The 22,546-nt window shown below is 46.3% G+C and carries 17 protein-coding genes and 2 tRNA genes; 4 read left to right on the top strand and 15 right to left on the bottom strand.

Going from position 1 to position 22,546, the window contains the following annotated elements; translation table 11 throughout:
- Positions 1–19: 19 nt before the first annotated feature.
- The 3 genes from ACESTD_RS04385 to ACESTD_RS04375 all read right to left on the bottom strand — a co-directional run bounded on the left by ACESTD_RS04385 (position 20) and on the right by ACESTD_RS04375 (position 1,893).
- Entirely contained in the window at positions 20–670 is a 651-nt protein-coding gene (locus ACESTD_RS04385; RefSeq protein ID WP_232058976.1) for an AraC family transcriptional regulator, read from the bottom strand.
- A gap of 41 nt (positions 671–711) precedes the next feature.
- Positions 712–1,587, bottom strand: coding sequence for an AraC family transcriptional regulator (locus ACESTD_RS04380; protein ID WP_005832488.1), 876 nt, complete (start codon positions 1,585–1,587; stop codon positions 712–714).
- Positions 1,588–1,808: 221 nt separating this feature from the next.
- Positions 1,809–1,893 (bottom strand) — tRNA-Ser (locus tag ACESTD_RS04375).
- Between the two features lie 554 nt (positions 1,894–2,447).
- Between ACESTD_RS04375 and pflB the strand changes: the two genes are divergently transcribed.
- Complete coding sequence (gene pflB / locus ACESTD_RS04370; RefSeq protein ID WP_005832491.1) at positions 2,448–4,676, top strand: formate C-acetyltransferase; 2,229 nt, start codon at positions 2,448–2,450, stop codon at positions 4,674–4,676.
- Position 4,677: 1 nt separating this feature from the next.
- On the top strand, positions 4,678–5,403 hold the full coding sequence (gene pflA / locus ACESTD_RS04365) for a pyruvate formate-lyase-activating protein (RefSeq protein WP_005831659.1): 726 nt from the start codon (positions 4,678–4,680) through the stop codon (positions 5,401–5,403).
- A 68-nt stretch (positions 5,404–5,471) separates the two neighbouring features.
- On the opposite strand, the gene bglX is transcribed toward pflA, so the two are convergent.
- From bglX to ACESTD_RS04345, 4 genes are all read right to left on the bottom strand, one after another.
- A complete protein-coding gene (bglX, locus tag ACESTD_RS04360; RefSeq protein ID WP_117713787.1) occupies positions 5,472–7,676 on the bottom strand; it encodes a beta-glucosidase BglX in 2,205 nt (734 codons plus the stop codon).
- A gap of 30 nt (positions 7,677–7,706) precedes the next feature.
- Positions 7,707–10,169, bottom strand: coding sequence for a glycoside hydrolase family 3 C-terminal domain-containing protein (locus ACESTD_RS04355; protein WP_373158696.1), 2,463 nt, complete (start codon positions 10,167–10,169; stop codon positions 7,707–7,709).
- Positions 10,170–10,345: 176 nt separating this feature from the next.
- Positions 10,346–11,659, bottom strand: a complete 1,314-nt coding sequence (locus tag ACESTD_RS04350; protein WP_373169989.1) for an outer membrane beta-barrel protein — start codon at positions 11,657–11,659, stop codon at positions 10,346–10,348.
- A 12-nt stretch (positions 11,660–11,671) separates the two neighbouring features.
- Entirely contained in the window at positions 11,672–12,220 is a 549-nt protein-coding gene (locus ACESTD_RS04345) for an RNA polymerase sigma factor (protein ID WP_005831669.1), read from the bottom strand.
- Between the two features lie 181 nt (positions 12,221–12,401).
- On the opposite strand from ACESTD_RS04345, the gene ACESTD_RS04340 reads away from it, so the two are divergent.
- The gene (locus ACESTD_RS04340) at positions 12,402–13,106 is read left to right on the top strand and encodes a NigD-like protein (protein WP_098032825.1); all 705 of its coding nucleotides are present in this window, start codon (positions 12,402–12,404) and stop codon (positions 13,104–13,106) included.
- A gap of 87 nt (positions 13,107–13,193) precedes the next feature.
- Here ACESTD_RS04340 and ACESTD_RS04335 read toward each other — a convergent pair whose 3' ends face one another.
- From ACESTD_RS04335 to ACESTD_RS04315, 5 genes are all read right to left on the bottom strand, one after another.
- Positions 13,194–15,731 (bottom strand): glycoside hydrolase family 2 protein, encoded by a 2,538-nt coding sequence (locus ACESTD_RS04335; RefSeq protein ID WP_373158695.1) that lies wholly within the window; start codon positions 15,729–15,731, stop codon positions 13,194–13,196.
- Between the two features lie 447 nt (positions 15,732–16,178).
- A tRNA-Ser gene (locus ACESTD_RS04330) sits at positions 16,179–16,266 on the bottom strand.
- A 127-nt stretch (positions 16,267–16,393) separates the two neighbouring features.
- Positions 16,394–17,350 carry an ABC transporter permease gene (locus ACESTD_RS04325; RefSeq protein ID WP_005831677.1) on the bottom strand — a complete coding sequence of 319 codons (957 nt, stop codon included), beginning with the start codon at positions 17,348–17,350 and terminating at the stop codon, positions 16,394–16,396.
- Positions 17,343–18,086 (bottom strand): ABC transporter ATP-binding protein, encoded by a 744-nt coding sequence (locus ACESTD_RS04320; protein WP_035457716.1) that lies wholly within the window; start codon positions 18,084–18,086, stop codon positions 17,343–17,345. The genes ACESTD_RS04325 and ACESTD_RS04320 overlap by 8 nt, the downstream gene beginning before the upstream one ends.
- A gap of 2 nt (positions 18,087–18,088) precedes the next feature.
- Positions 18,089–19,234 (bottom strand): NEW3 domain-containing protein, encoded by a 1,146-nt coding sequence (locus ACESTD_RS04315; RefSeq protein ID WP_016272729.1) that lies wholly within the window; start codon positions 19,232–19,234, stop codon positions 18,089–18,091.
- Between the two features lie 188 nt (positions 19,235–19,422).
- Between ACESTD_RS04315 and ACESTD_RS04310 the strand changes: the two genes are divergently transcribed.
- Complete coding sequence (locus tag ACESTD_RS04310; RefSeq protein WP_057089084.1) at positions 19,423–20,478, top strand: winged helix DNA-binding domain-containing protein; 1,056 nt, start codon at positions 19,423–19,425, stop codon at positions 20,476–20,478.
- A gap of 6 nt (positions 20,479–20,484) precedes the next feature.
- Here ACESTD_RS04310 and ACESTD_RS04305 read toward each other — a convergent pair whose 3' ends face one another.
- The 3 genes from ACESTD_RS04305 to ACESTD_RS04295 all read right to left on the bottom strand — a co-directional run.
- Complete coding sequence (locus ACESTD_RS04305; RefSeq protein ID WP_195289048.1) at positions 20,485–21,561, bottom strand: alpha/beta hydrolase; 1,077 nt, start codon at positions 21,559–21,561, stop codon at positions 20,485–20,487.
- Positions 21,562–21,590: 29 nt separating this feature from the next.
- A complete protein-coding gene (locus tag ACESTD_RS04300) occupies positions 21,591–22,127 on the bottom strand; it encodes a flavodoxin (RefSeq protein ID WP_195289049.1) in 537 nt (178 codons plus the stop codon).
- A gap of 231 nt (positions 22,128–22,358) precedes the next feature.
- Positions 22,359–22,546, bottom strand: a 188-nt coding sequence (locus tag ACESTD_RS04295; protein ID WP_373169987.1) for a hypothetical protein, incomplete at its 5' end; no start/stop codon positions are given.

Genomic DNA, 22,546 nt, shown 5'->3' with positions numbered 1-22,546 from the left:
CAGAACAAAAGACAATGAATCATGTGTGGAGTGCCCCCTTATTCGGACGCTCCACCTGTTTTTTTTGAATTATTGCATATTGACTTGGAGAAATATTATATTCTGCCATGAAACACCTGGAAAAATAAGAAGGATTGGAATAGCCTACCATATACATTACTTCCGATACAGTGAATCTGCCTTGTAATAAAAGTGTAGCGGCTCTTATCATCCTAACACGCCGAATAAGGCTTACTGGAGTAACCCCCGTCAACTGTTTAATCTTTCGATACAACAGTTTTCGATTCATTCCCAACAGTTGACAGAGCATAGCAACATTAAACTCTGTATTTTCCATATGCTCTTCCAACACTGAAACAAGCTTGTTAAGCCAAATTCGTTTCAATTCCAGTTGTCTGTTTTCCAATGGTTTGCATGAATCCATTTTCTCCAATTTTAATATTCCTTCTAAGATCTGTTTGGCTTGTAGTGAGTCCATACCAACTTGATTTTGCAAAGCCTGCAGTTCATTTTTATCTGGTAAAGACACAATAATATTAATTAAGACTCCAGTATCATTTTCCTCACATCTTATGTCAACCTGGCCTTGATATAGATTAACAAATTTGGGAATTAAATGTAACCCCACAAGAGCGATTATTTCATCTATTATTTTAAGATATTCTTTCATATCTTTCTTGCCTTTTGGTATAAGTACAAATTATCCAAATATCAGACAAACATTCTCTCACGGTATTCTGACGGAGTAGTGCCTGTATGCTTACGAAAAAAACGTGTCATCGTAGAATTCGATTGAAAATTAGTTCGTGAAACCACTTCCTTTATTTCAAGATTGGAGTCTTTCAATAAGACTTTTATCTCAAGTATGGTATATTCCACAATCCACTCTTTAGCCGAACGACCAGTATTATCTGTTATTAACATTGTCAGATATTTAGGTGAGATACACATCTTATCTGCATAAAATGCTACATCACGACTTATAGTATGATACTCTATAACCAAATAAAAGAATTCAAAAACCTGCTTCTCTTTACGTACAAACTTCACGGAAGCCATAGCCTTGGGGTTACTCTTATAGCCCACATACAAGTCCCAATAATAAACCCTCAATAAATACATCACCGATTCCCTCCTAAGAAAGGCACAAGATAAATCTACACGGTATGACAATATATGACAGAAATGAACAAAGCGCTTATACTCTTCTTCACTGAGCGGAGAGCTATAATATTTCCTCATATAGAAAAAATAGTCAAGTGTAAGCCTACCCAGCCCATTAATGGTATCCATAAACAATTTCTTTGGTACTTTAAAGAAAATAACGGCAAAGTCTGTACTGATTTCGGTTATACTTGCCAACTGATAAGGAAAAATAGTTATCAAATCATTCTTCACAACCCTGCGTTTATTAGAAAACACATTAAAAAGAGCAGAGCCTCCGGTACAAACTCCATTTATCCCTTCTTCTAGATATGTCGGAATCCCGTCAAGAGGCAAATCAATTACCTTTGTATAAATATTGAACTCCTCTAAATCAAACACACCACTTGAAAAAGGCCTATTATCTTTTGTAGCTTTTACCATATTTGTTTTAAATATTATGCTAAGTTACAAAAGAAAATCATTTTTAGATTATTTGTTCTAAAATTGCACATATATACTGAAGTTCAGTCAAAACTAAAGTATAAATTCTTATTCTATAAAGGGCTAAATAATATCCGATAGGGCAGAGATAATGGAATAAAAAAAGTCCCACAAATCGTTGAATTTATGAGACTTACCTATTCATTATCCAGTTAGTTCAGCGGAGAGACAGGGATTCGAACCCCGGGTGCCTCGCAGCACAACGGTTTTCAAGACCGCCGCAATCGACCACTCTGCCACCTCTCCAAAACTTCTTTTTCAGAAGTACTTTTCTTTTAAAGCGGTGCAAAGATACAAATCATTTTTTATTCTACAAACTTTTCTGCACAAAAACAGAGCAATTATACCAAAATTCTTATTTATACCCACTACGGAACGAACATAACGGCATTTAGGCTATTTGTTGAAATTTATCAAGGGCAAGACAGAGTTTTATAACTTACTGGCTATCAGTATATTTACAAAGAGCCACATTCAGTATACGATTGAACCCTATTCAGTATACGACTGAATGGCATTCACTATACGACTGAATTAGGTTCAGAATACGACTGTTCCTTAAACCTACATCATTTGTAAATAATGCAGATTATTATTCGGTTCTTGTTTCAATTCATAAACCACATATAAAGAAAGTATTAACATCTCTACTCCCCCGGACATTCACTACCTAATAATAGTTATTTTATGCTGTTCAACATAAAAAGAGAAGTATCTCTTATAAAATTACGGAATTTATTCAGTATTTTTGCGCGCTCTAAAGGATAACATTATCTAACCTACTAACAAAAACAAATTTTATGGAATTGAACAAAACCTTTACCAATGGGCTTTGGAATAAAGAAATCAATGTCAGTGATTTCGTCAGTAAAAACATCGCACCCTATACCGGGGATGCATCTTTCTTGCAGGGACCTACCGAACGTACCAAACGTATCTGGGACATCTGTCTGAAGGCTCTCGAAGAAGAAAGGAACAACAATGGCGTCCGTTCACTGGACAATACCACCGTATCTACCATCACTTCTCATAAAGCCGGGTATATTGATAAGGACAATGAACTTATTGTCGGTTTGCAGACTGATGAACTGTTGAAACGATCCATCAAACCTTTCGGAGGCATCAACGTGGTAGCAAAAGCATGCCGTGAAAACGGAGTGGAAGTGGACGATAAAGTAAAAGACATCTTCACCCATTACCGCAAAACACATAACGACGGCGTATTCGATGTATATACCGAAGAAATCCGTTCCTTCCGCTCACTGGGATTCCTTACCGGATTGCCCGACAACTATGCCCGCGGACGTATCATCGGCGACTACCGCCGATTGGCTCTCTACGGCATCGACCGTCTGATTGAAGCCAAGCAGGAGGACTTGCGCAACCTCACCGGCCCGATGACCGAAGCACGCATCCGTCTACGCGAAGAAGTGGCAGAACAAATCAAAGCTTTGAAGGACATCAAGGTTATGGGCGAATATTACGGACTCGACCTCAGCCATCCGGCTACATCAGCTCAAGAGGCCGTGCAATGGGTATACATGGCATATCTTGCTGCCATCAAAGAGCAGGACGGAGCAGCCATGTCACTGGGTAACGTATCTTCGTTCCTCGACATTTTCATCGAATACGATTTGGCTCACGGCAAGATTGACGAGACGTTTGCACAGGAACTGATAGACCAGTTCGTCATCAAACTACGTATGGTACGCCATCTGCGCATGCAGTCGTACAATGATATCTTTGCCGGCGACCCGACTTGGGTGACCGAAGCCATCGGCGGACGCTTCAACGACGGACGCGTGAAGGTCACCAAGACTTCTTTCCGCTTTTTGCAGACGCTATACAACCTCGGTCCTTCTCCGGAACCGAACTTGACCGTATTGTGGAGTCCCGAACTGCCGGAAGGCTTCAAGGATTTCTGCGCCAAAGTTTCTGTAGATACCAGCTCCATCCAGTACGAAAACGACAACCTGATGCGCGAAGTGCGCAACTGCGACGATTACGGCATTGCCTGCTGTGTATCCTACCAAGCCATCGGCAAGCAAATCCAGTTCTTCGGCGCACGTGCCAACCTTGCCAAGGCCCTGCTGCTTGCCATCAACGGTGGCCGTTGCGAAAACACCGGAACTGTCATGGTGAAAGGTATTCCCGTATTGACCGGCGAGACACTGAAGTTTGAGGAAGTTATGGCCAACTACAAGAAGGTACTGACTGAAATAGCCCGTGTCTACAACGAGGCCATGAATATCATCCACTACATGCATGATAAGTATTATTATGAGAAAGCCCAGATGGCATTCATCGATACCGACCCACGCATCAATCTGGCATACGGTGTTGCCGGCCTTTCCATCGCCATAGACTCACTGTCCGCCATCAAATATGCCAAAGTCACTGCACGCCGCAACGAAATCGGCCTGACCGAAGGTTTCGACACCGAAGGCTCATTCCCCTGCTTCGGCAATAATGACGACCGTGTGGACCACCTGGGAGTAGACCTCGTTTACTATTTCAGCGAAGAACTGAAAAAGCTGCCTGTCTACAAGAATGCCCGTCCCACCCTTTCCTTGCTGACTATCACCTCCAACGTGATGTACGGCAAGAAGACCGGTGCCACTCCGGACGGACGCGCCAAAGGTGTTGCCTTTGCTCCGGGTGCCAACCCAATGCACGGACGTGACAAGAACGGTGCCATCGCTTCCTTGAGCTCCGTAGCCAAATTGCGCTACCGCGACTCGCAGGACGGCATCAGCAATACGTTCTCCATTGTTCCCAAATCACTGGGCCCGACACCGGAAGAACGTGTAGAGAACCTGGTAACCATGATGGACGGCTACTTCACCAAAGGTGCCCACCATTTGAACGTAAACGTACTGAACCGCGAAATGCTGGAAGATGCCATGGAACATCCTGAAAAGTATCCGCAACTCACCATCCGCGTTTCCGGCTATGCCGTGAACTTCGTGAAGTTGAGCCGCGAGCATCAGTTGGAAGTCATCAGCCGTTCATTCCACGAAAGAATGTAATATGATAAATGTACACTCCTACGAAAGTATGGGAACATTCGACGGGCCGGGTCTCCGGCTCGTCGTTTTCCTGCAAGGATGTCCGTTCCGTTGTCTGTATTGTGCCAATCCGGATACGATTGATGTAAAAGGAGGCACTCCCACCACTCCGGAAGAGATTCTGCAAATGGCTATCAGCCAAAAGGCATTCTTCGGGAAGAAAGGAGGTATTACTTTCTCCGGCGGTGAGCCTACCCTGCAAGCAGAAGCGCTGATTCCTCTTTTCAAGGAGCTGAAGGCGAACGGCATCCATATCTGTCTGGACAGTAACGGAGGCATCTGGAATGAAAAGGTGGAAGAGCTCTTTAGTCTGACTGACCTCGTGCTGCTGGACATCAAGCAATTCAATCCCGAACGCCACCGTACGCTGACGGGACGAAGCAACGAACAGACACTCCGCACCGCTGCCTGGCTCGAAGAACATGAACACCCCTTCTGGCTGCGCTATGTACTGGTCCCCGGTTACAGCGATTCGGAAGAAGACACCCGCCTGCTGGGTGAAAGTCTTGGCAAATACCAGCAGATACAACGGGTGGAAATACTTCCTTATCACCGTCTGGGTGTTCACAAATACGAAGCCATGGGATGGGATTACAAATTGAAAGAAGTGAAGGAAAATACTCCGGAACAACTGGAACGGGCAGAAAAACTGTTCAAAGAGTATTTCACGAATGTGATAACCAACTAAAACAGAAAAGCAAGGCTGTCCGGATATGATTCCAGACAGCCTTGCTTTTCATTTATAGGGTAAGAATCCTATTCTTTCAAGTTATAGGTAATCTGCTGTACATCATCACTACTGCCACCCACCATAAAGACGAAATCACCAGGTTCTACCATATAATTCATCTCATTGTCATAGAATCCCAGTGCATCGTCAGTTATCTGAAAAGCTACAGTTTTGCTTTCACCCACATTCAGATGAATTTTCCTGAAGCCCTTCAATTCCTTTATCGGACGCGTAACAGAGGCTACCTTATCCTGCACATACAATTGAACTACTTCCTCTCCTGCACACTTACCGGTATTAGTCACTTTTACCGACACCTCCGTATGGACGCCTGCAGCCTTGCCCGGCAGCAGTTTCAAATCAGAATATCCAAAATCCGTGTACGAAAGCCCATATCCGAAAGGATAGGCAGGCTCAGTGGAAGCATCGATATAAGATGCCTTATAGGTCTGTTTCAATGCGGTAGGGCGGCCGGTGCTCTTATTCTGATAATAAATGGGAATCTGTCCTACGTGTGCAGGAAATGTCATGGGCAATTTAGCCGAAGGATTATACTCTCCCCACAACACATTGCATATGGCATTGCCGGCCTCACTTCCCAGCCACCAAGTACACAGTACCGCATCAGCATGTTCCCTTATCTCATTGAAGATTACCGGACGCCCACACATGACAAGAGCAATGACAGGTTTTCCAGTCTTTGCCAGTTCCGACACCAGCTTCTGCTGCCCCTCGGGTATGGCTATATTCACTTTGGAAGCCTTCTCGCCACTCTGACCGAATCTCTCGCCTACCGCCACAACAATGACATCCGAAGCCTCAGCAGCCTGTAATGCTTCCTGCAATCCGGTCAACTGATTGCTCTTCATATCATAGCCTTCAGCATAGCTCACCTCCAGTCCTTTCCGGACCAATGCATCATATAAGGTCACCACTTTGTTCCGGTCCGTAGTGGCAGCCCAAGCACCTGCCATATCGTACTGGGATTTTGAGAGTCCTCCTATCAAGGCTATCTTCCTCGTCTGTGCCGTCAACGGAAGCACAGATTCCCTATTCTCCAGCAATACAACGGAACGCTCGGCCATACGGAGCGAAGCATTACGGACTTCGGGCGCATTGAGTATTCTGGCCGCTCTTTCCGGATTACAGTAGCGAAAAGGGTCCTCAAACAATCCCAACTCATATTTCTTCTCCAATATACACCGTACTGCATCATCAAGCACACTCTCCTTTACTTTCCCTTCTTGAACAAGCTCCTTCAGATAAGTCAAGTAGCAGGTACTTACCATCTCCATGTCCAGACCAGCATTCAGCGCTTTGGCTGCGGCATCTTTCTTGTCAACAGCATAACGGTGGTTCACCAATTCCTCTACCGAATTATAATCGGACACAACAAATCCCTTAAATCCCCACTGCTCTCTCAATAGCCGGTTGAGCAAGAAATCATTGGCAGTACAAGGAATATTATTAAAATCATTGAAAGCACTCATCACGGTAGCTGCTCCTACCTTTATGGCCGCCTTATAGGGAGGCATATAAAAATTGGCAAAGTGGCCCATTGACATATCCACACTATTATACTCCTTTCCTGCTATCGGTGCACCATATCCGGCAAAATGTTTCATACATGCCATGACAGTCGTCGTGTCTGCCAAATCGTCTCCTTGCAAGCCTCTGACACGCGCCTCCGCTACCCGAGAACCATAATAAGGGTCCTCACCGGCCCCTTCCATGACGCGTCCCCAACGTGCGTCCCACGAAATATCCACCATCGGGGCAAAAACCCAGTTCAAACCATCGGCGGCACTTTCCAAAGCATTGTAGCGTGCAGCTTCCTCAATCATGGCCAAATCGAAACTTGCAGCCTCGGCAAGCGGAAGCGGAAATCCGGTACGATAGCCGTGGATAACATCCAGTCCGAAAATTAAAGGAATGCGCAAACGCGATTGCAAAGCAAGCTCTTGATAACGGCGTATATCCTTTACTCCTATCACATTCAGCATAGAGCCTATTCTGCCTTGCCGGACATACTCTTCTTTAGGAATATTTCCACCGTCGGGTCCGGTAAAATTCCCTCGGTAGGTGCATTGTGCAAGCTGGCCTATCTTTTCATCCAGCGTCATCTGCTTCATCAAGCTTGAGATGAATTTCTCCTTCTCCGTAGTTTGTGCCGAGGTAAAGGTGTTACCAAGTCCCCACAGACAAACCATCAGTATTATTATCTTTTTCATACTGCCATTCTTGTTTTGATATTTATTTTATCATAAAACAACAGTTGCCTTCAATGGTAAATCAGCTGAAGAAGGACCTGCCAGAATCTCAAAAGTCCCCTTTTCCACTACAAACCGATGTGATTCCACATCATAGTAGGCAAAGGCTTCCTCATCCAGCAATATCCGAACGCGCTTGGTTTCACCCTTCTTCAAGTAAACCTTATCGTAGCCTTTCAACTCCTTCAATGGACGCGGAACAGAACATTCCACATCCCGCACATATACCTGAGCCGCTTCCGCAGCATCCATCTTTCCGGTATTCTTGATGTCAAAGCTTACCGTAACCCGGCTTCCCCCCGTCTTCTCAACAGTCAGATTACTATATTCAAAACTACTGTATGACAGTCCATACCCGAAAGGATAGAGCGGCTGCTTTCCGTTCCGGTCATATCCCCTATAACCTACGAAAACACCTTCGGCATACTGCACCCGTTTATGAGGTACATTGCGATTGTCATAATAATTACCATATACCGGATTATCTTCCCATTTTTCCTCGATGCTGACTGGTAGTTTGCCACTTGGCGAAAGCTTGCCCGTAATGATTTCGGCAAGGGCCTTTCCACCCTCCTGCCCCGGATACCATGCCATCAAAATAGCTTGTACACTCTGCCCCAAATTGCGGAAATCTATTCCACCTCCGGCATTCACCACCACAGCCACATTATCATGAAGTGAAGCCACTTTATTAATGAGATATTCCTGCCCGTATGACAATGCAAACGGACGGTCGAACCCTTCACCTTCTGTACTGCTGTTGAACCCGGCACATACAATAACATTCCTGGCATGCTTCAGTGAAGAGGCCAAACGCTCCTCATCCATCATTCCTGCCTGGAAACTGACAGTCGCCTCACCCACATTATCAAAATATTCAATACGCAACCGGTATATCTCCCCTGCACTGACCTGCATAAATGCACTGCGGGTACTGAATGAATGGTTCCCCCAATCTCCGGTAATCAGCTTATCGTTTACAAACAGACGGTATCCGTCATCGCCAGCCAGCTGGAACTTGACAGTTCCATCCTTGTCAGCCTTGTAAACTCCCGTCCAACGGGCAGAAAACTGATCTACCGGCATGCCGTCGAACGGTGCACCGTATTTCCAGGCATGGTCTATGGCAGGCTCTATGGCAGCTTGAAAGAGTTCTCCGGTAAGATTACGAGTATTATAATATTCGCCCTTAAAACCGTTTTGCGTAAAACTGCCATCCGTATAAATCTGTTGGGACATATCCTTATAAAGAATGCTGTCAGACAGCAGCTCTATCTGTCTGCCGCCCTTCAACTGAACCATACCTTCATAGAGTGACACTACCGAATAAGGGGTGACAAATCCGCTTCCTCCTCCTGTGGGAATAATATCGGCATTAGGCCCGATTACCAATGTTCTACCGTTCCGGTAAGGCAACGTACCGTTGTCATTTTTCAATAAGACTACTCCTTCTCTCGCCAAGTCAAGTGCAATTTCCTTAGACTGTGCATTGTCTTTATCGATAGATTTATCTTCTCTCGGAGTATCAAGTGCTCCAAAAGCAATCAATGTCTGGAGTATATGCCGGACTTTGGCGTCAATGGTCTCTTCCTTCACGATACCATTCTCTATTGCCGGAATAAGAATTTCCCTGGTCATAAATTTACCGACGGGCATTTCCAAATCCAACCCTCCATTAGCGGCTCCCACACCGGAATATACAGATGTCCAGTCAGACATCAGGATACCTTTAAATCCCCACTGTTTGCGCAGTACATCAATGTTCAGCCAGCTATTTTCGGTGGCATGTACCCCGTTCAGCGGATTATAGCTATCCATAACCGCCCCTACTCCTGCTTCCTGCACAGCTTTTCGGAACGCGGGAAAATAAATTTCCTGCAGCGTGCGCTCATCCACATCTGAGCTGGCATGATGTCTGCTCCACTCCTGGTTATTGGCCGCAAAATGCTTCACCGTAGCCATAACTCCCTCTTCCTGCACTCCCAAGATATATTCTTTAGCAGTTTCGCCCGTCAAATAAGGGTCTTCACCAAAATACTCATAGTTTCGCCCGCATAGAGGAGAGCGGTAGATATTGACTCCAGGCCCCAACAGAATACTTACCCCACGGGCCTTTGCATCCCGGGCCAAACCATGTCCCAGCTCTCTAGCCAACTTACGGTTCCATGTCGAAGCCGACAAGATGCCACAAGGATACAAGGTACTTTGAGTATTGTTACGTATGCCTTGCGGACCATCGGCCATCCTGATTTCGGGTATGCCAAGCCGGGGTACAGCCCGGATATAAAAAGATTTGGGACCGGAAATGTAATCGATTTTTTCTTCCAGCGTCATTTGAGAAACCAACTCCCTGGCACGCTGCTCCACCTGGGGAGTAATACACACTTGTGCTTTTGCCGTGATTGCACAACAAAGCAATAGCCCGCTTAAGGCTACTTTCTTTTTAATCTTCATTTTGTCTATTTTACTACGTGTTTGTTATATTGCCGGGCATGTCCCGACCTACTTTCTTTCTTCTCAATCAATAAAAAACCGTGTCCCTTCATCCACCAACGAAGAAACACGGCCGAAAGTTATTAAGAAAATTCTGAATCTACAAGAAAGTGGACAAAAACATGTCTGTCCTGCTATCAATAAGTAAGACGTATACCGGCCTGCAACGTAAAGTTACACGGGTTCTCCTTGCGTATAGTCTGTATCGACGAACCGTCATCAAAGAAATAAGATACTCCCGGTTCCACATACAGGCCCACCCTATTGCTTATGTTATACTGGGCACCGACAGCACCCATGACAGAAAGCTGTACCGGTTTCACAGTCTCACTCTCAGTACCAATCTTGCCATACACACATTTTTCAATGGCACCCCCCGCCGAAACGTACATCGTAAAGTTCTTTGCATCCACAAAGTTCCAGTTGGCCCGTACCGGAATGCCAATATAATGCAGCTTCTGGCTTATCTTTTCCGAGCTGCCCTCATACCTTACGTCAGAAGCAAGATAGGTATACGTCAGCCCGCTTTCCACAGAGAAACCCTTCGCCAAGTTTTTCCGCACCGAAACACCGAAACTGAGCGGTTGTTTATGGTTTATATCCGCAATTTTCTTTTCGCGTCTTTGCAGATAGGGCATACCATCCTTAAAAACCAGTTCCTGCCCGTCGGGAATAGTAACAATGCCATTGGCCGTAGAGGATAAATCTACGTTACCGCCATAAATAGGACTTCCAGGCATGTAGTCCGACATCACATTCGCTTCCCCTTCATTCGCCAATGAAAAACCTCCCGTATTTCCTACGGACAAGCCAACCGCCCATCCTTTAGCATCCCTACCAGAACTGTTTTTTTCCGGAAGATGCAGTTTGTCCCGGCCTGACGGACGATAGCGGTCTTCCCTTGTCTCCGGTTCCTCGGCCTGCATTGTAGTTTCATGGTCCGTATCTTCCACTACCGGTTCTTCCGCCTGCTGTCCAATACCGACAACCTCATCTGCAGTTTCAACCGGCAGCATTTCCTCCTGCTGTTCTTCGCCAACCGATATTCTGATATGTTGTGCAACCAAAGGGTGACTTGCCTCCTTATTGGGCGCCGATGCATTTCCATGTGCCCGATAAGCAGGCTCTATGGAATTAGTCCGTATGGCAGGTACTGTCTGTTCCGGCAAGACGTCCGGAGCCACAGCCAAAGCGGGCACTGACGTATGCCGCATTTCATTCCCTACCGGACTCTGCAACAGCCACAGACTGACGGACGAAACCGCCACCAGCAACACAGCTGCCGCGGCCACCGCCCAGCGACGGAAAGGTATCATCCTATGCGGTCCGGTTATCGGAGCTCCGGAAACGGACAATTCCTTCTCCAACCGCTCCCATCCGGCAACCGGCAGCGGTTCGGAATAGTCTTCCAGCTTGTCCTTTATCTTTTTCAACCACAATTCATCTTCCATACGTTCCTTCATTTAATCATTTCTTTTCATCCACTCACGTACTTTTGCCGCTAAAGTCGCTTTAGCACGCGTCAACTGCGAGGCAGAGGATTTTTCATTAATTCCCAATAGTCGAGCAATCTCCTTATGGGATTTCTCTTCAAAAATATATAAGTTGAATACGGTACGATAGCCGGCAGGCAATTCACTGATAAACTGCATTAGTACCTTTTGAGGAATGACATCTATTGACGAACCTTCCGGTTCCTCATAAGCTTCGGGTGCATTCTCCAAGGCCGATGACTGATTCATCACATCATTTTTCCGCAAATACTGCAATACCGTATTCACCATTACGCGTTCCATCCATGCCCGCAGAGAGCCCTCTCCCCGCCAAGTGAACTTATCGAAAGAATCAAAAAGTTTCAGAAAACCGTCATGCATCAGGTCTTGGGCAGTCTCCCGGTCACCTGCATAACGGAGGCATACGCTGAGCATGCGTCCCGCATAGCGCTCATACAGTTCTTTGCGGGCAAGGTTGTCCCCTTGCCTACAGCGTTCTGCCAATTCCTGTTCTTCCATTCTCTCTTTTAACACGTGTTTACCTTAAAAATGCAACTGGCGCAAAAATACTGCATCAGGCAGAGAAGAAAATCACACTTTTATTTCTTTAACAGTATACTACGCAGTATTTAGCTTTTCACCGCATTTTCTGAATGCAAAAATAAGTTTTAAACAGAAAAAGAGCTAAAACCTACCACTTATGAAGAAACTGAGAATGACATTGGCAGCATCCATGCTTTTATTCCTGACTGCCATTGTATTGCAATCATGCCTGGACGATTGGGATGACAAATATGACACTTTGTTCGCCGTAGGTACGGTAAAGGTCATCGAAGGAAAAGACTACTATTTCTCACTGGACGAAGGCAGTAAACTATATCCCAGTGACACAACCTATGTTCACAACTATGCCGTAATAGACGGCCAGAGGGCTTTCATCTACTTCCGCGAACTGGAAGAGAAACTTCCAGGGTACGAATACAATGCCCAAATAAAGCACATCGAAAATATTCTGACCAAAGACATCTACTCCATGCCTGCCGAAAAGGCGGACAGTATCGGAGACGACAACATCAACGCCACGGATTTATGGATTACGGGTGAGTATCTGAACATCAAGTATCAATTCTACCACAGTAACAACGAAGATAAGAAGCACATGCTGAACCTGGTCATCAACGAAGCATCCACCGGCGAGAACGACAAACCGGATTACGTCAATCTCGAATTCCGCCACAATGCCTACAATGACAGCCAGCTCACACTGGGCACCGGACTGGCCTCCTTCAAGCTGGACAATATAGCGGAACAGCTGAAAGAGAAAAAAGGACTGAACATCCGCGTCAAAAGTCTATATGACGGTGAACGGTTCATGACCATAGACATTAAAAAAGAAAACAACTAAATCTCCTGAAAACACATTTTTCAACATCTCAATGAGAAGCGGAGTGACATTTCAATATGTTGCTCCGCTTTGTTTTTCCATAACTTATCAGAATTCATTGTTCAAGCAAGTCAGCCTCAACGAAGCGTTGAACGCTTCGGCAGACAATCGCGTCCTGACCTGTACCTGCACGCTGCTCTTCGGCTGGACATCAAAATAATTGTCGCTATATACACTTTCATTGTCAGCAACGGACAAGCATACGGCACGGGCAAACTTGTCTGTTGATACCGTCACTTCATATCCGCCTTCAATGGAACGGACTTCGGTCTGCAAATCCACTTTCGGATAATTCATATTCTTCTGCTTATCCAGACAGTAGTTGTTATGGTACACCCTGCCCGATTTGTCCGTATAGTCTACGCGGACATATACCGTTCCTCTATCCACCCCCTCCAGCAGCTTGGCAAGCGGTGCGGAAAAACAGACACGGCTGTCATTGCCGGAAATGCCGACAGACTTGTCCCAGTGATAAACCACGGTTCCGTCGAACCGGCAGACCTGGAGCTGCAGCCGGCCGGAAGTATTCTCCAAGCGGTCGGACACTGCATATACTTTCAAATCATCCCCCTCCACTACCGGAGAAATCAGGATGTCATCATAGACCTTGCGAGTATAATAGTGCTGCGCCTTCCAGCGTCCGTAATAGTCACGGCTCGCCCAGGAAGCTACGGGCCAACAGTCGTTGTGCTGCCAGAAAAGCGTCCCCATATTATACGGCATCTGGCGGCGGTGCGACTCGATGGCCGTCTTGATGGCATCTCCCTGCAGCACATGGTTCATATAAAGGAATGCCCGGAAATCACGCGGTTTTTTATATTCATTCAACAGGTAAGTCTCAATCAGCCCGTTGGCATGGTCGCCACCACGCTGATGGGACATCATCACCTCGGAACGTATATCCCAGTCTTCGGGGTAAGGAGCATAGCGCTTGACGGAGTCGAACTCTGGAAAAGACTGAAAGCCGTACTCGCTGAAAAAGCGGGATTTCTCGCTGTCATAATCGGAAATGGGTGCTTTACCATGCCAGACACTCCAATAGTGACGGTCCCCGTCAGTAGTACCGGACATCTCTCCCTCGAATGCGAACGGAGAAGAAGGCCAATAGAAGGTTCCGGGTGCATACTCCCTGACCACCCCGGGTAAGGTGACATGATACTGCTGCCGGTACTGTGCCCAAATCTTGTCGGCATATTCCTTGTTCTGCCGTTCTATCTCGCACTTCCAGCCCCAGCCCAGCCAGGCATCCTGGCATTCATTGTTTCCACACCACAAAGCAATGCAGGCATGATTGCGCAAACGTTTCACATTGTCCACCGCCTCCTGATGGATATTATCGAGCAGGGCGCCTTCTGCCGGATACATGCTGCAGGCAAACATAAAGTCCTGCCAAATCATAATTCCATGCTCATCACACAAATCATAGAAGACATCGTTCTCATAGATACCTCCGCCCCAGACACGCAACATATTCATGTTTACACCGGCGGCATCGAGAATCGTCCTTTTATAATTCTCGGGAGTGACGCGCGGCAGGAAGTTATCCGAAGGGATGTAATTGGCTCCTTTGGCAAAAACCGGACGCCCGTTCAGCTCTATATAGAAAGTATGCCCGTCCTTATCCGGCTGATGCACCACCTTCAAAGAGCGTATGCCCACCCTTTCGGTTTTAGAGTCCAACAATTCCCCGCCTGCAATGATATCCGTACGGAAACGGTAAAGGAAAGGCTCCCCCAGTCCATTACTCCACCACAGCTTCGGCTTGTGAAGGACGAAATCAACGGTCACCCGATTGGTGCCTCGCTTCAAATCCGCTTGCCACTCGCCAAGCACTCTTCCGGTAGCCTCGTCTGTTATCGTGACCAGCACTCCGTCCATATCCTTATCGGCATCCAGCTCCACATGTCCGGCAATCACGGCCCTGCCTGCACCGACTTCCTTCTGCTCGATAAACACATCGTTGATTCTCAAATCGCTCCAAGCCCTGATATACACCGGACGCCAGATGCCGGAGGTAACCAGACGTGGGCCCCAGTCCCAGCCATAATGATAACCCGCCTTACGGGCAAAAATGCTTATCTTCTTGTTGAACAAGCCTCCGTTTTCAGACTGGTCATTGGATGCCGGATACTGGTAAGGAAGTGCATCCCATTTGGGGACGTCTATCTTTACCGGCGAATGGAAGTACACCTTCAGTATATTATTCTCCTCCCTGATGTACTGCCTAACGGGGATAGACCAGCGGCGAAACATATTGTCCGCTTTCAGTATACATTCATCATTCAAATAAACGTCAGCGTAAGTATCCAGCCCCTCGAACACAAGCTCCATATTCTCTTTCCGCATCATGTCGGCAGCAAGAGTAAAGCAAGTTTCATAAACCCAGTCTTCCTTGTCAATCCATTGCAATCCCCGTTCGTTCAACCGGAAAAACGGGTCTTCAATAATCTTGTTCTGCAGTAAGTCCGTGTGGACTACTCCCGGAACTGTAGCCGGATACCAATTGGTCAGTCTCGCCTGCCGGAATTTCCAGCCTTCATGAAGGTTCTTTACCGCTGTTTTTAGTTTCATACGAGTGTGTTTCATAGTTTTCTTTGACTACTCTAAATTACAGATAGACAAAAATACGACATTCAAAGGATACTTTATAATATCTTCTTAACGAAACATGATACAATCCCGTACACACCTACCGGGTCAGCGTCGCTGCACATCTGCTGCAGTGTGACTGCAAACGTGTTGCAGCGCTACTGCATATATGCTGCAGTGACACTGCATATGTGTTGCAGCGCCACTGCAAAGCTGAATGCAGTAGCACTGCAAAAAGCATGCACTTGCTTTGCAGTGGCAATGCATTATCCCATCGCCTTATTATGAAAGGAGATGTCATCCAGCTTTCATTATCTATAATTAATTTACAAAGACATAGTTTCCAAGTCTTTCAAAGCAAACGGAGTACAAGCAAAAAAGGTCTACAAATCATAGATTTGTAGACCTTTACCCGCTAGTTTTCCATCTTATTCAGAACTGTTGCGGAGAGAGGGGGATTCGAACCCCCGATACCCTTTAGGGGTATACACGCTTTCCAGGCGTGCCTCTTCAACCACTCGAGCACCTCTCCTTGTTCGGGGCGCAAAAGTAAGGGAAGTTTTTGGAATTACCAAATGTTCGGGCAAATAATATTAAAAGTCCGTTCAAGCAACCAATGCCGGAACGGACTTTCAACACTCAATAAAACATACTTATCATTACCGTGATCTGACTTCCCGTCTCATAAATATGACATACGAAAGAGCAAAACAGATGACAGTAGCTGCAATCAGTCCGGTGAGCTGAGGCCACACCACCAAAAGACTCTGTCCCAATGGCAGCGGACTGGGAATGGCCCCCTGAACCTGCTCCATAGTAAGCGGCCCCAAACTTCTGACGGAAGGCATCAGCAGCGTTGTGGTCGCCTCATTGAACAGTTCGCTAGGTGCCAGACGCATCAGACCGAGAATAAATTTCTGGTAACTGACTATCTGATAAGGAGATGCCAGCTGCGAAGGGCTCAATGCCTTGGCAACCAGATTGACAATCATCGTATAGAACACGCTGAAAAACAACCATACCGCCACCGAAGCCAATGCCGAGGTGGCCGCCTGACGGAAGCAAAGCGAAAACAGAATGGCCAGATTCAGCCAGAATGCCACATAGAACACACTGATTATGAGAAAGAATACAATCCTCCAAAATTCTTCTGCTGTGGGAGGAATGCCTATCGCTATCAACCCGCAGCCCATTACGAGGAATCCCAGTACAAACAGCATGATACCTATCACAATCAATGCAGCCACGAACTTGGCATTGATAATGCAATCACGATGAACAGGCTGTGACAGCATACGGCTCAACGTCCCCTTGTTCTGTTCCGAATTTATAGCATCGAATCCCAGCGCAATCCCCAACAACGGCCCCAGAAAGTTGATAAACTGCACAAAAGAAGGCAATGTGCCATCCGAGGCTGTGAATAACTTCAAGAAAAGGAACGAACCGTCCGGGTCATTGGGCTTGATGGCGGCACCTATGTTGGTAAGCGAGGTATAGAGTGAGCCCATGCACGTAAGCAAAATGATTCCCATCAAGATAATGAACCGCCAACTTTTCACATGGTCGGATATTTCCTTGTTGACGACTACCCGAAAAGGATAATTGACTTTATTCATGCCTTTCTCCTCCTTCCTCCATATAATGGTTATAAATATCAGACAATTCCTGATGCTTGTCCTTCAAATCAGACATATCAATCAAGGTGACCAGCTTCCCACTGTTGAACAGTCCCACGCGGTCGCAAACTTTCTGCACCTGGTCCAGGTGGTGGGAAGAGAACAAGACGGTCAGTCCCTCCTTCCGGCTCAACTGCCTAATGAGCTCGATGAACTCCTGAACACCGGCAGGGTCTATTCCCGAAGTAGGTTCATCCAGGATTATAATTTCCGGATTTTTGATAAGCACGTCTGCCAGCCCCAATCGCTGGCGCATACCGCGCGAATATTTCCCGGTCTTCTTTTTCATCTGTCCGGCAAGCCCCACATGCTCCATCAGCTCCAGCGCCTTGACTTTCGCTTCGGCATCCGAAATGCCATTGAGACGCGCAGTATATATAAGGTTTTCCGGACCGGTCATGTCATCATAAAACCCCACATCTTCGGGCAGATAGCCTATTTTCCGCTTTACCTCGATAGGATGCCTGGTAGAGTCGATACCGCAAATCTCCACAGAGCCGGAAGTGGGTTCCGTCAGTCCCAGCATCATCAGGATGGTAGTTGACTTGCCGGCGCCGTTTGGCCCCAATAATCCGAAAATCTCCCCTTTACGGATAGTCAGGCAAATGCGGTCTACGGCAGTGAAGCGCCCATACTGCTTGGTCAAGTCTGTCAATGCAATCACTCGCTCGTCCATGCTCACCTCCTTCCATATTTACGGAACAGATAGCATACGGCACCTATGGCAACGATTATTATCAAAACGCCCACCCATCCCCATATCATCGGGGTTTTCACGGCAATGCGAAATTGGGCGTCTGTATTCACTTCAGGAGTTTTGGCCGTCATGGTAGCCACATAATCTCCGGGCAATGCCTTTTTGGATGCTTTCATGGTAGCTACGACATTGGCCGTTTCCCCCGCCTTCAGCATATCAATCTTCGAAGGCTCAAAAGACACTTCCCAGTCCACGGGCTTATTGGCAGAAAGCTGGATATCTTTCAACAATGAAGAACCGGTATTCCGGACCACCAACTCGATACGCTTCACATCTCCTGCTGTGATTTCGGTACTCAACAATCCTCTGGGCGTGGACAATTCCATCTCGTAGGAACCCGTGACAACAACTTCCAGCTCCAAGTCGGCAGAAGTCGTACCAGTAGCCGCACGTACCGGAATCTTGTAATTGCCGGCTTCCACATTGGCGGGAGGGACAATCTCTATACTCACATTCTGGCTGCTGTTCGCTTCCACCTGGGCAGAAGTGGCCTGCTTATAGTTAGGCTTGAATACGACACTCCAGCCTCTGGGGGCATTGGCCATCAGCGCATACAGCTGCTGGTCGGCCGTCTGGTTTTTCAAAGTGGCATTGAAGGTAAAGGTGGACTTGGAATTGCCCTGCATATTGGGCTGGTCGGTAGTGAACTCGGTCTGGTAAGTTCCTTTCTGGGCCACGATCACCTCCAGCGGCAGTTTGGTTTCTCCGGCAAATACTGTGAAATGATAACTTCCTTTATTTACTTTTAGAGGAACTTCCACTTTCAAATTGAACGTTTTCTTTTCCTTGGACAGTACAGAAAGCTGGCTGAGGGTCCAGCCGCCTGACTTGATTTCATGCTTCCAACTGCCCGGCAATCCGCTGACCGAGAGATTTGCATTTGTAACCCCGTCCGTGTTGTTAATCAAATCAATGCTGTAATCAATGGACGCTCCGGGCGTCACGGAAATTTTTGTGTAAGGAGTGTACAGAATTATGCTTCCAGATTCATCGGCATGTACACGATTTAAGGGAAAGGCTCCCAACAAAATAACTAACAATAAAATACAATTTGTTCTCATAGTCATAAAAAAGTTCTTATGGTTGTTTAATTATGAATATTTTCCAAATTTGTGTGTTGCAAAAATAAAAGATAGCTATATTAGTAGCTGTTAAAAGAAACAAAAGAATATAATTGCGGACACGATATACCCTGCGATGACCTGCTTTTCTTATCTTTGCGATTCCTATTGATACAAACGAATACCATACCGACATGAGAATCCCTGAAATACGCTTACAGAACCAGCAACTGTCCACTCCACTCTTCGGCCACCCGAAAGAACTGGTCTCCTGGATGGGCGCCATGCAGGCACAAGACTATACAATGGTGAAATGGGCCGTAGGTATGCGGCTGAAGTCACCGGGAATTCAAGCCGTGGAAAAAGCCCTGCATCAAGGGGAAATACTGAGAACCCACGTAATGCGTCCCACATGGCACCTGGTAGCAGCAGAAGACATTCGTTGGATGCTGAAACTCTCTGCACAACGCATCAAATCTGCCAATGATTCTTATGCAAAAGGACATGGTCTGGAAATCACGGAACAGCAATATGACAGAAGCTACACCATACTTGGGAATATCCTCAGCGGGAAGCGAAGCCTGACGAAACAAGAGATTGCGGAACATTTTGAACGTTCGGGACTGCTTGCAGACAACTACCACATGACCCGCTTTATGTCGCGTGCCGAAGTCGAAGGAATTGTGTGCAGCGGAGAATGCCATGGACGGCAACACACCTATGCCCTTCTGGACGAAAGAGTTCCACCTACCCCCGAACTGACGAAAGAAGAAGCGCTGGCCCGCCTGGCTACAGCCTATTTCCGCAGCCATGCCCCTGCTACCCTGCAAGACTTCTCCTGGTGGTCTGGTTTGCCTTTAACGGAAGCAAGGCAAGCCATTTCTCTGATAGAACCGGAACTGATGTCCGAACAATGGAACAGCCAGACATGGTACATCCATGACTCCTGCCGGACATCTGGAAAGGCGACCGGTAACCTGCACCTTCTTCCCTCCTACGATGAATACCTGATAGGATACAAGGACCGGACGGACGTCCTACCCAAAGAGGACTATTCCAAAGCTTTCACCAACAACGGATTGTTCTTTCCGGTACTTCTCTATAAGGGGCATGTAGTAGGAAATTGGAACAAGGCGTCCAAGAAAAAAGAAATCTTCCCGGAGCATTCGCTTTTCCGGAAAGACATCTGCCTGAAAGAGGAGTTGCTGAACCAGGCTAAAGAAAAGTACGTCCGGTTCCTAACACATTAAAGGCGGTCATCGAAGATTTTCATTGAAGAATCTCTCTATTTTGCCGAATGGAATTACCTCTATATTGTCATACAAGTCTACATGGTTTGCACCGGGAATAATCAGCAGTTCCTTATTATCACCCTGCAACTTTTTAAAAGCATCTTCACTGAAATAACGTGAATGGGCCTTCTCACCGTGCAGCATCAACACTGCACTACGGATTTCATCACTATATGAAAGGATAGGCATATTGATGAACGAAAGCGGTGAAGTCTTGTTCCATCCGTGGTTAGAGTTGAGTGACCGCTTATGATAGCCGCGCGGTGTTTTATAATAGGCATGGTAGTCCTTCACAAATTGTGGAGCATCGGCAGGCAACGGGTCTACTACACCTCCTCCAAGAGCAAATGTACCGTTTCTATAATCCTCCGTACGCTGAGCATTAAGCTGGCGCCGCAATTCATGCCGTGCATCGGCATTCATAGAATCGAAATAACCGTTAGCATTGACCCGGCTCATGTCGTACATGGTTGCCGTAACTGTAGCCTTGATGCGAGTATCGATAGCCGCTGCATTAAGCGCCATGCCTCCCCATCCACAAATACCGAGAATGCCGATGCGCTCTGCATCTACATCGTCACGGGTGGAAAGATAATCGACCGCTGCACTGAAATCTTCCGTATTGATGTCCGGCGAAGCCACATAACGGGGCTGGCCGCTACTTTCTCCCGTATAGGATGGATCGAAAGCAATCGTCAGGAATCCACGTTCTGCCAATGTCTGCGCATACAAGCCCGAAGCTTGTTCCTTCACGGCACCAAATGGGCCACTGATGGCAATGGCAGGCAATTTACCCGTCACATTCTTGGGTACATACAAATCGGCGGCAAGTGTAATGCCGTAACGGTTGTGGAAAGTTATCTTTTTATGGTCTACTTTATCACTCTGTGGGAATGTCTTGTCCCACTCTTGAGTCAGATTCAAATTCTCTTCCATAAATTTATTATCATTATTAGGATCATTTTCTGTTGCAGACAAATGTCCTGCAGCACAAAGGCTAATAACCATCGCCGCACATATGTTTTTTACCATGTTCTTCATCTCTACTTCTTTAAGTTTCGGTTGGAAATTCATTTCTTAATCCATTGCTTGACAGTTTCCCGGCTCGCTCCATTCAGCAGCCTGCCTTTTCCCCAGTTTATGCCGGGGTAATTCGTCTGCAATTCCTTTTCTGCATTAGAAATACTGCTGCTTCCCGAAGTGGCGAATGGAATAACCGTTTTACCTGCAAAATCACCGCTTTCTATAAATGTATTGATGATTCTTGGAGCCAAATTCCACCAAATAGGAAAACCTATATAAATGGTATCATACTCCGCGAGACTTCCCAATTTAGAATACAATGCAGGACGTGATTTGGAATCCGACATCTCCACACTGCTGCGCGAAGCTTTGTCGTGCCAGTCCAAATCAGCAGCCGTGTACTTTTTCGCAGGCTGTATTTCGTAGAGGGTCCCATCAACAGCTTCTGCCACCAACTTGGCAGCCCTTGCCGTTGTTCCCGTTGCCGAGAAATAAGCTACCAGTGTCTTACCACCTTTTTTCTGTGCGTTAACAATAATAGACAACAGCATAACTGCCATCATAAACAATACCAATCTTTTCATACGATATATTATTTAGTTGAAACATATAAATCCAATTGTTATAGCGATACAAAAGTAGCGGGTATTATTATTACATAGGTATCCAGATTACTGATTATATAACCCAAATTACTGATAGATGTCCGAGAAGAAAAATAAAAAATCCCGTAAAACCTTGATTTTACGGGATTTGTCATACTTTGAGTCCTTTTTGTCTTTGGAGTTCTGCGGAGAGACAGGGAACGATTAACTTTAAGGTTCCTTACTCATTATCAGCATCTTACATAAATCCTCAATTCCTATGACACCGCATAATTCACCGCATATATGCTGCAACTTTCTTCCTGTTACACTTTTACTTACTTTTGCAAAGGTATATAAAAAAACAGATTTTTTACGCCCGGTAAATAAGAAAGTCAAGACCGCGACTATCTTTGTGG

It is taken from the genome of Bacteroides sp. AR20, assembly GCF_964250605.1.
Classification (GTDB): Bacteria; Bacteroidota; Bacteroidia; order Bacteroidales; family Bacteroidaceae; genus Bacteroides; species Bacteroides uniformis.
This window is presented reverse-complemented; position numbering and strand designations above follow the sequence as displayed.

Excerpts from the sequence above, each read along its gene's own strand:
- ACESTD_RS04335 (WP_373158695.1), bottom strand. The coding sequence starts at position 15,731 with ATGAAACACACTCGTATGAAACTAAAAACAGCGGTAAAGAACCTTCAT.
- ACESTD_RS04355 (WP_373158696.1), bottom strand. The coding sequence starts at position 10,169 with ATGAAGATTAAAAAGAAAGTAGCCTTAAGCGGGCTATTGCTTTGTTGT.
- ACESTD_RS04380 (WP_005832488.1), bottom strand. The coding sequence starts at position 1,587 with ATGGTAAAAGCTACAAAAGATAATAGGCCTTTTTCAAGTGGTGTGTTT.
- ACESTD_RS04345 (WP_005831669.1), bottom strand. The coding sequence starts at position 12,220 with ATGGAAGAACAGGAATTGGCAGAACGCTGTAGGCAAGGGGACAACCTT.
- ACESTD_RS04315 (WP_016272729.1), bottom strand. The coding sequence starts at position 19,234 with ATGACTATGAGAACAAATTGTATTTTATTGTTAGTTATTTTGTTGGGA.
- ACESTD_RS04310 (WP_057089084.1), top strand. The coding sequence starts at position 19,423 with ATGAGAATCCCTGAAATACGCTTACAGAACCAGCAACTGTCCACTCCA.
- ACESTD_RS04305 (WP_195289048.1), bottom strand. The coding sequence starts at position 21,561 with ATGAAGAACATGGTAAAAAACATATGTGCGGCGATGGTTATTAGCCTT.
- bglX (WP_117713787.1), bottom strand. The coding sequence starts at position 7,676 with ATGAAAAAGATAATAATACTGATGGTTTGTCTGTGGGGACTTGGTAAC.
- ACESTD_RS04340 (WP_098032825.1), top strand. The coding sequence starts at position 12,402 with ATGAAGAAACTGAGAATGACATTGGCAGCATCCATGCTTTTATTCCTG.
- ACESTD_RS04325 (WP_005831677.1), bottom strand. The coding sequence starts at position 17,350 with ATGAATAAAGTCAATTATCCTTTTCGGGTAGTCGTCAACAAGGAAATA.
- ACESTD_RS04385 (WP_232058976.1), bottom strand. The coding sequence starts at position 670 with ATGAAAGAATATCTTAAAATAATAGATGAAATAATCGCTCTTGTGGGG.
- ACESTD_RS04350 (WP_373169989.1), bottom strand. The coding sequence starts at position 11,659 with ATGGAAGATGAATTGTGGTTGAAAAAGATAAAGGACAAGCTGGAAGAC.
- ACESTD_RS04320 (WP_035457716.1), bottom strand. The coding sequence starts at position 18,086 with ATGGACGAGCGAGTGATTGCATTGACAGACTTGACCAAGCAGTATGGG.
- pflA (WP_005831659.1), top strand. The coding sequence starts at position 4,678 with ATGATAAATGTACACTCCTACGAAAGTATGGGAACATTCGACGGGCCG.
- pflB (WP_005832491.1), top strand. The coding sequence starts at position 2,448 with ATGGAATTGAACAAAACCTTTACCAATGGGCTTTGGAATAAAGAAATC.
- ACESTD_RS04300 (WP_195289049.1), bottom strand. The coding sequence starts at position 22,127 with ATGAAAAGATTGGTATTGTTTATGATGGCAGTTATGCTGTTGTCTATT.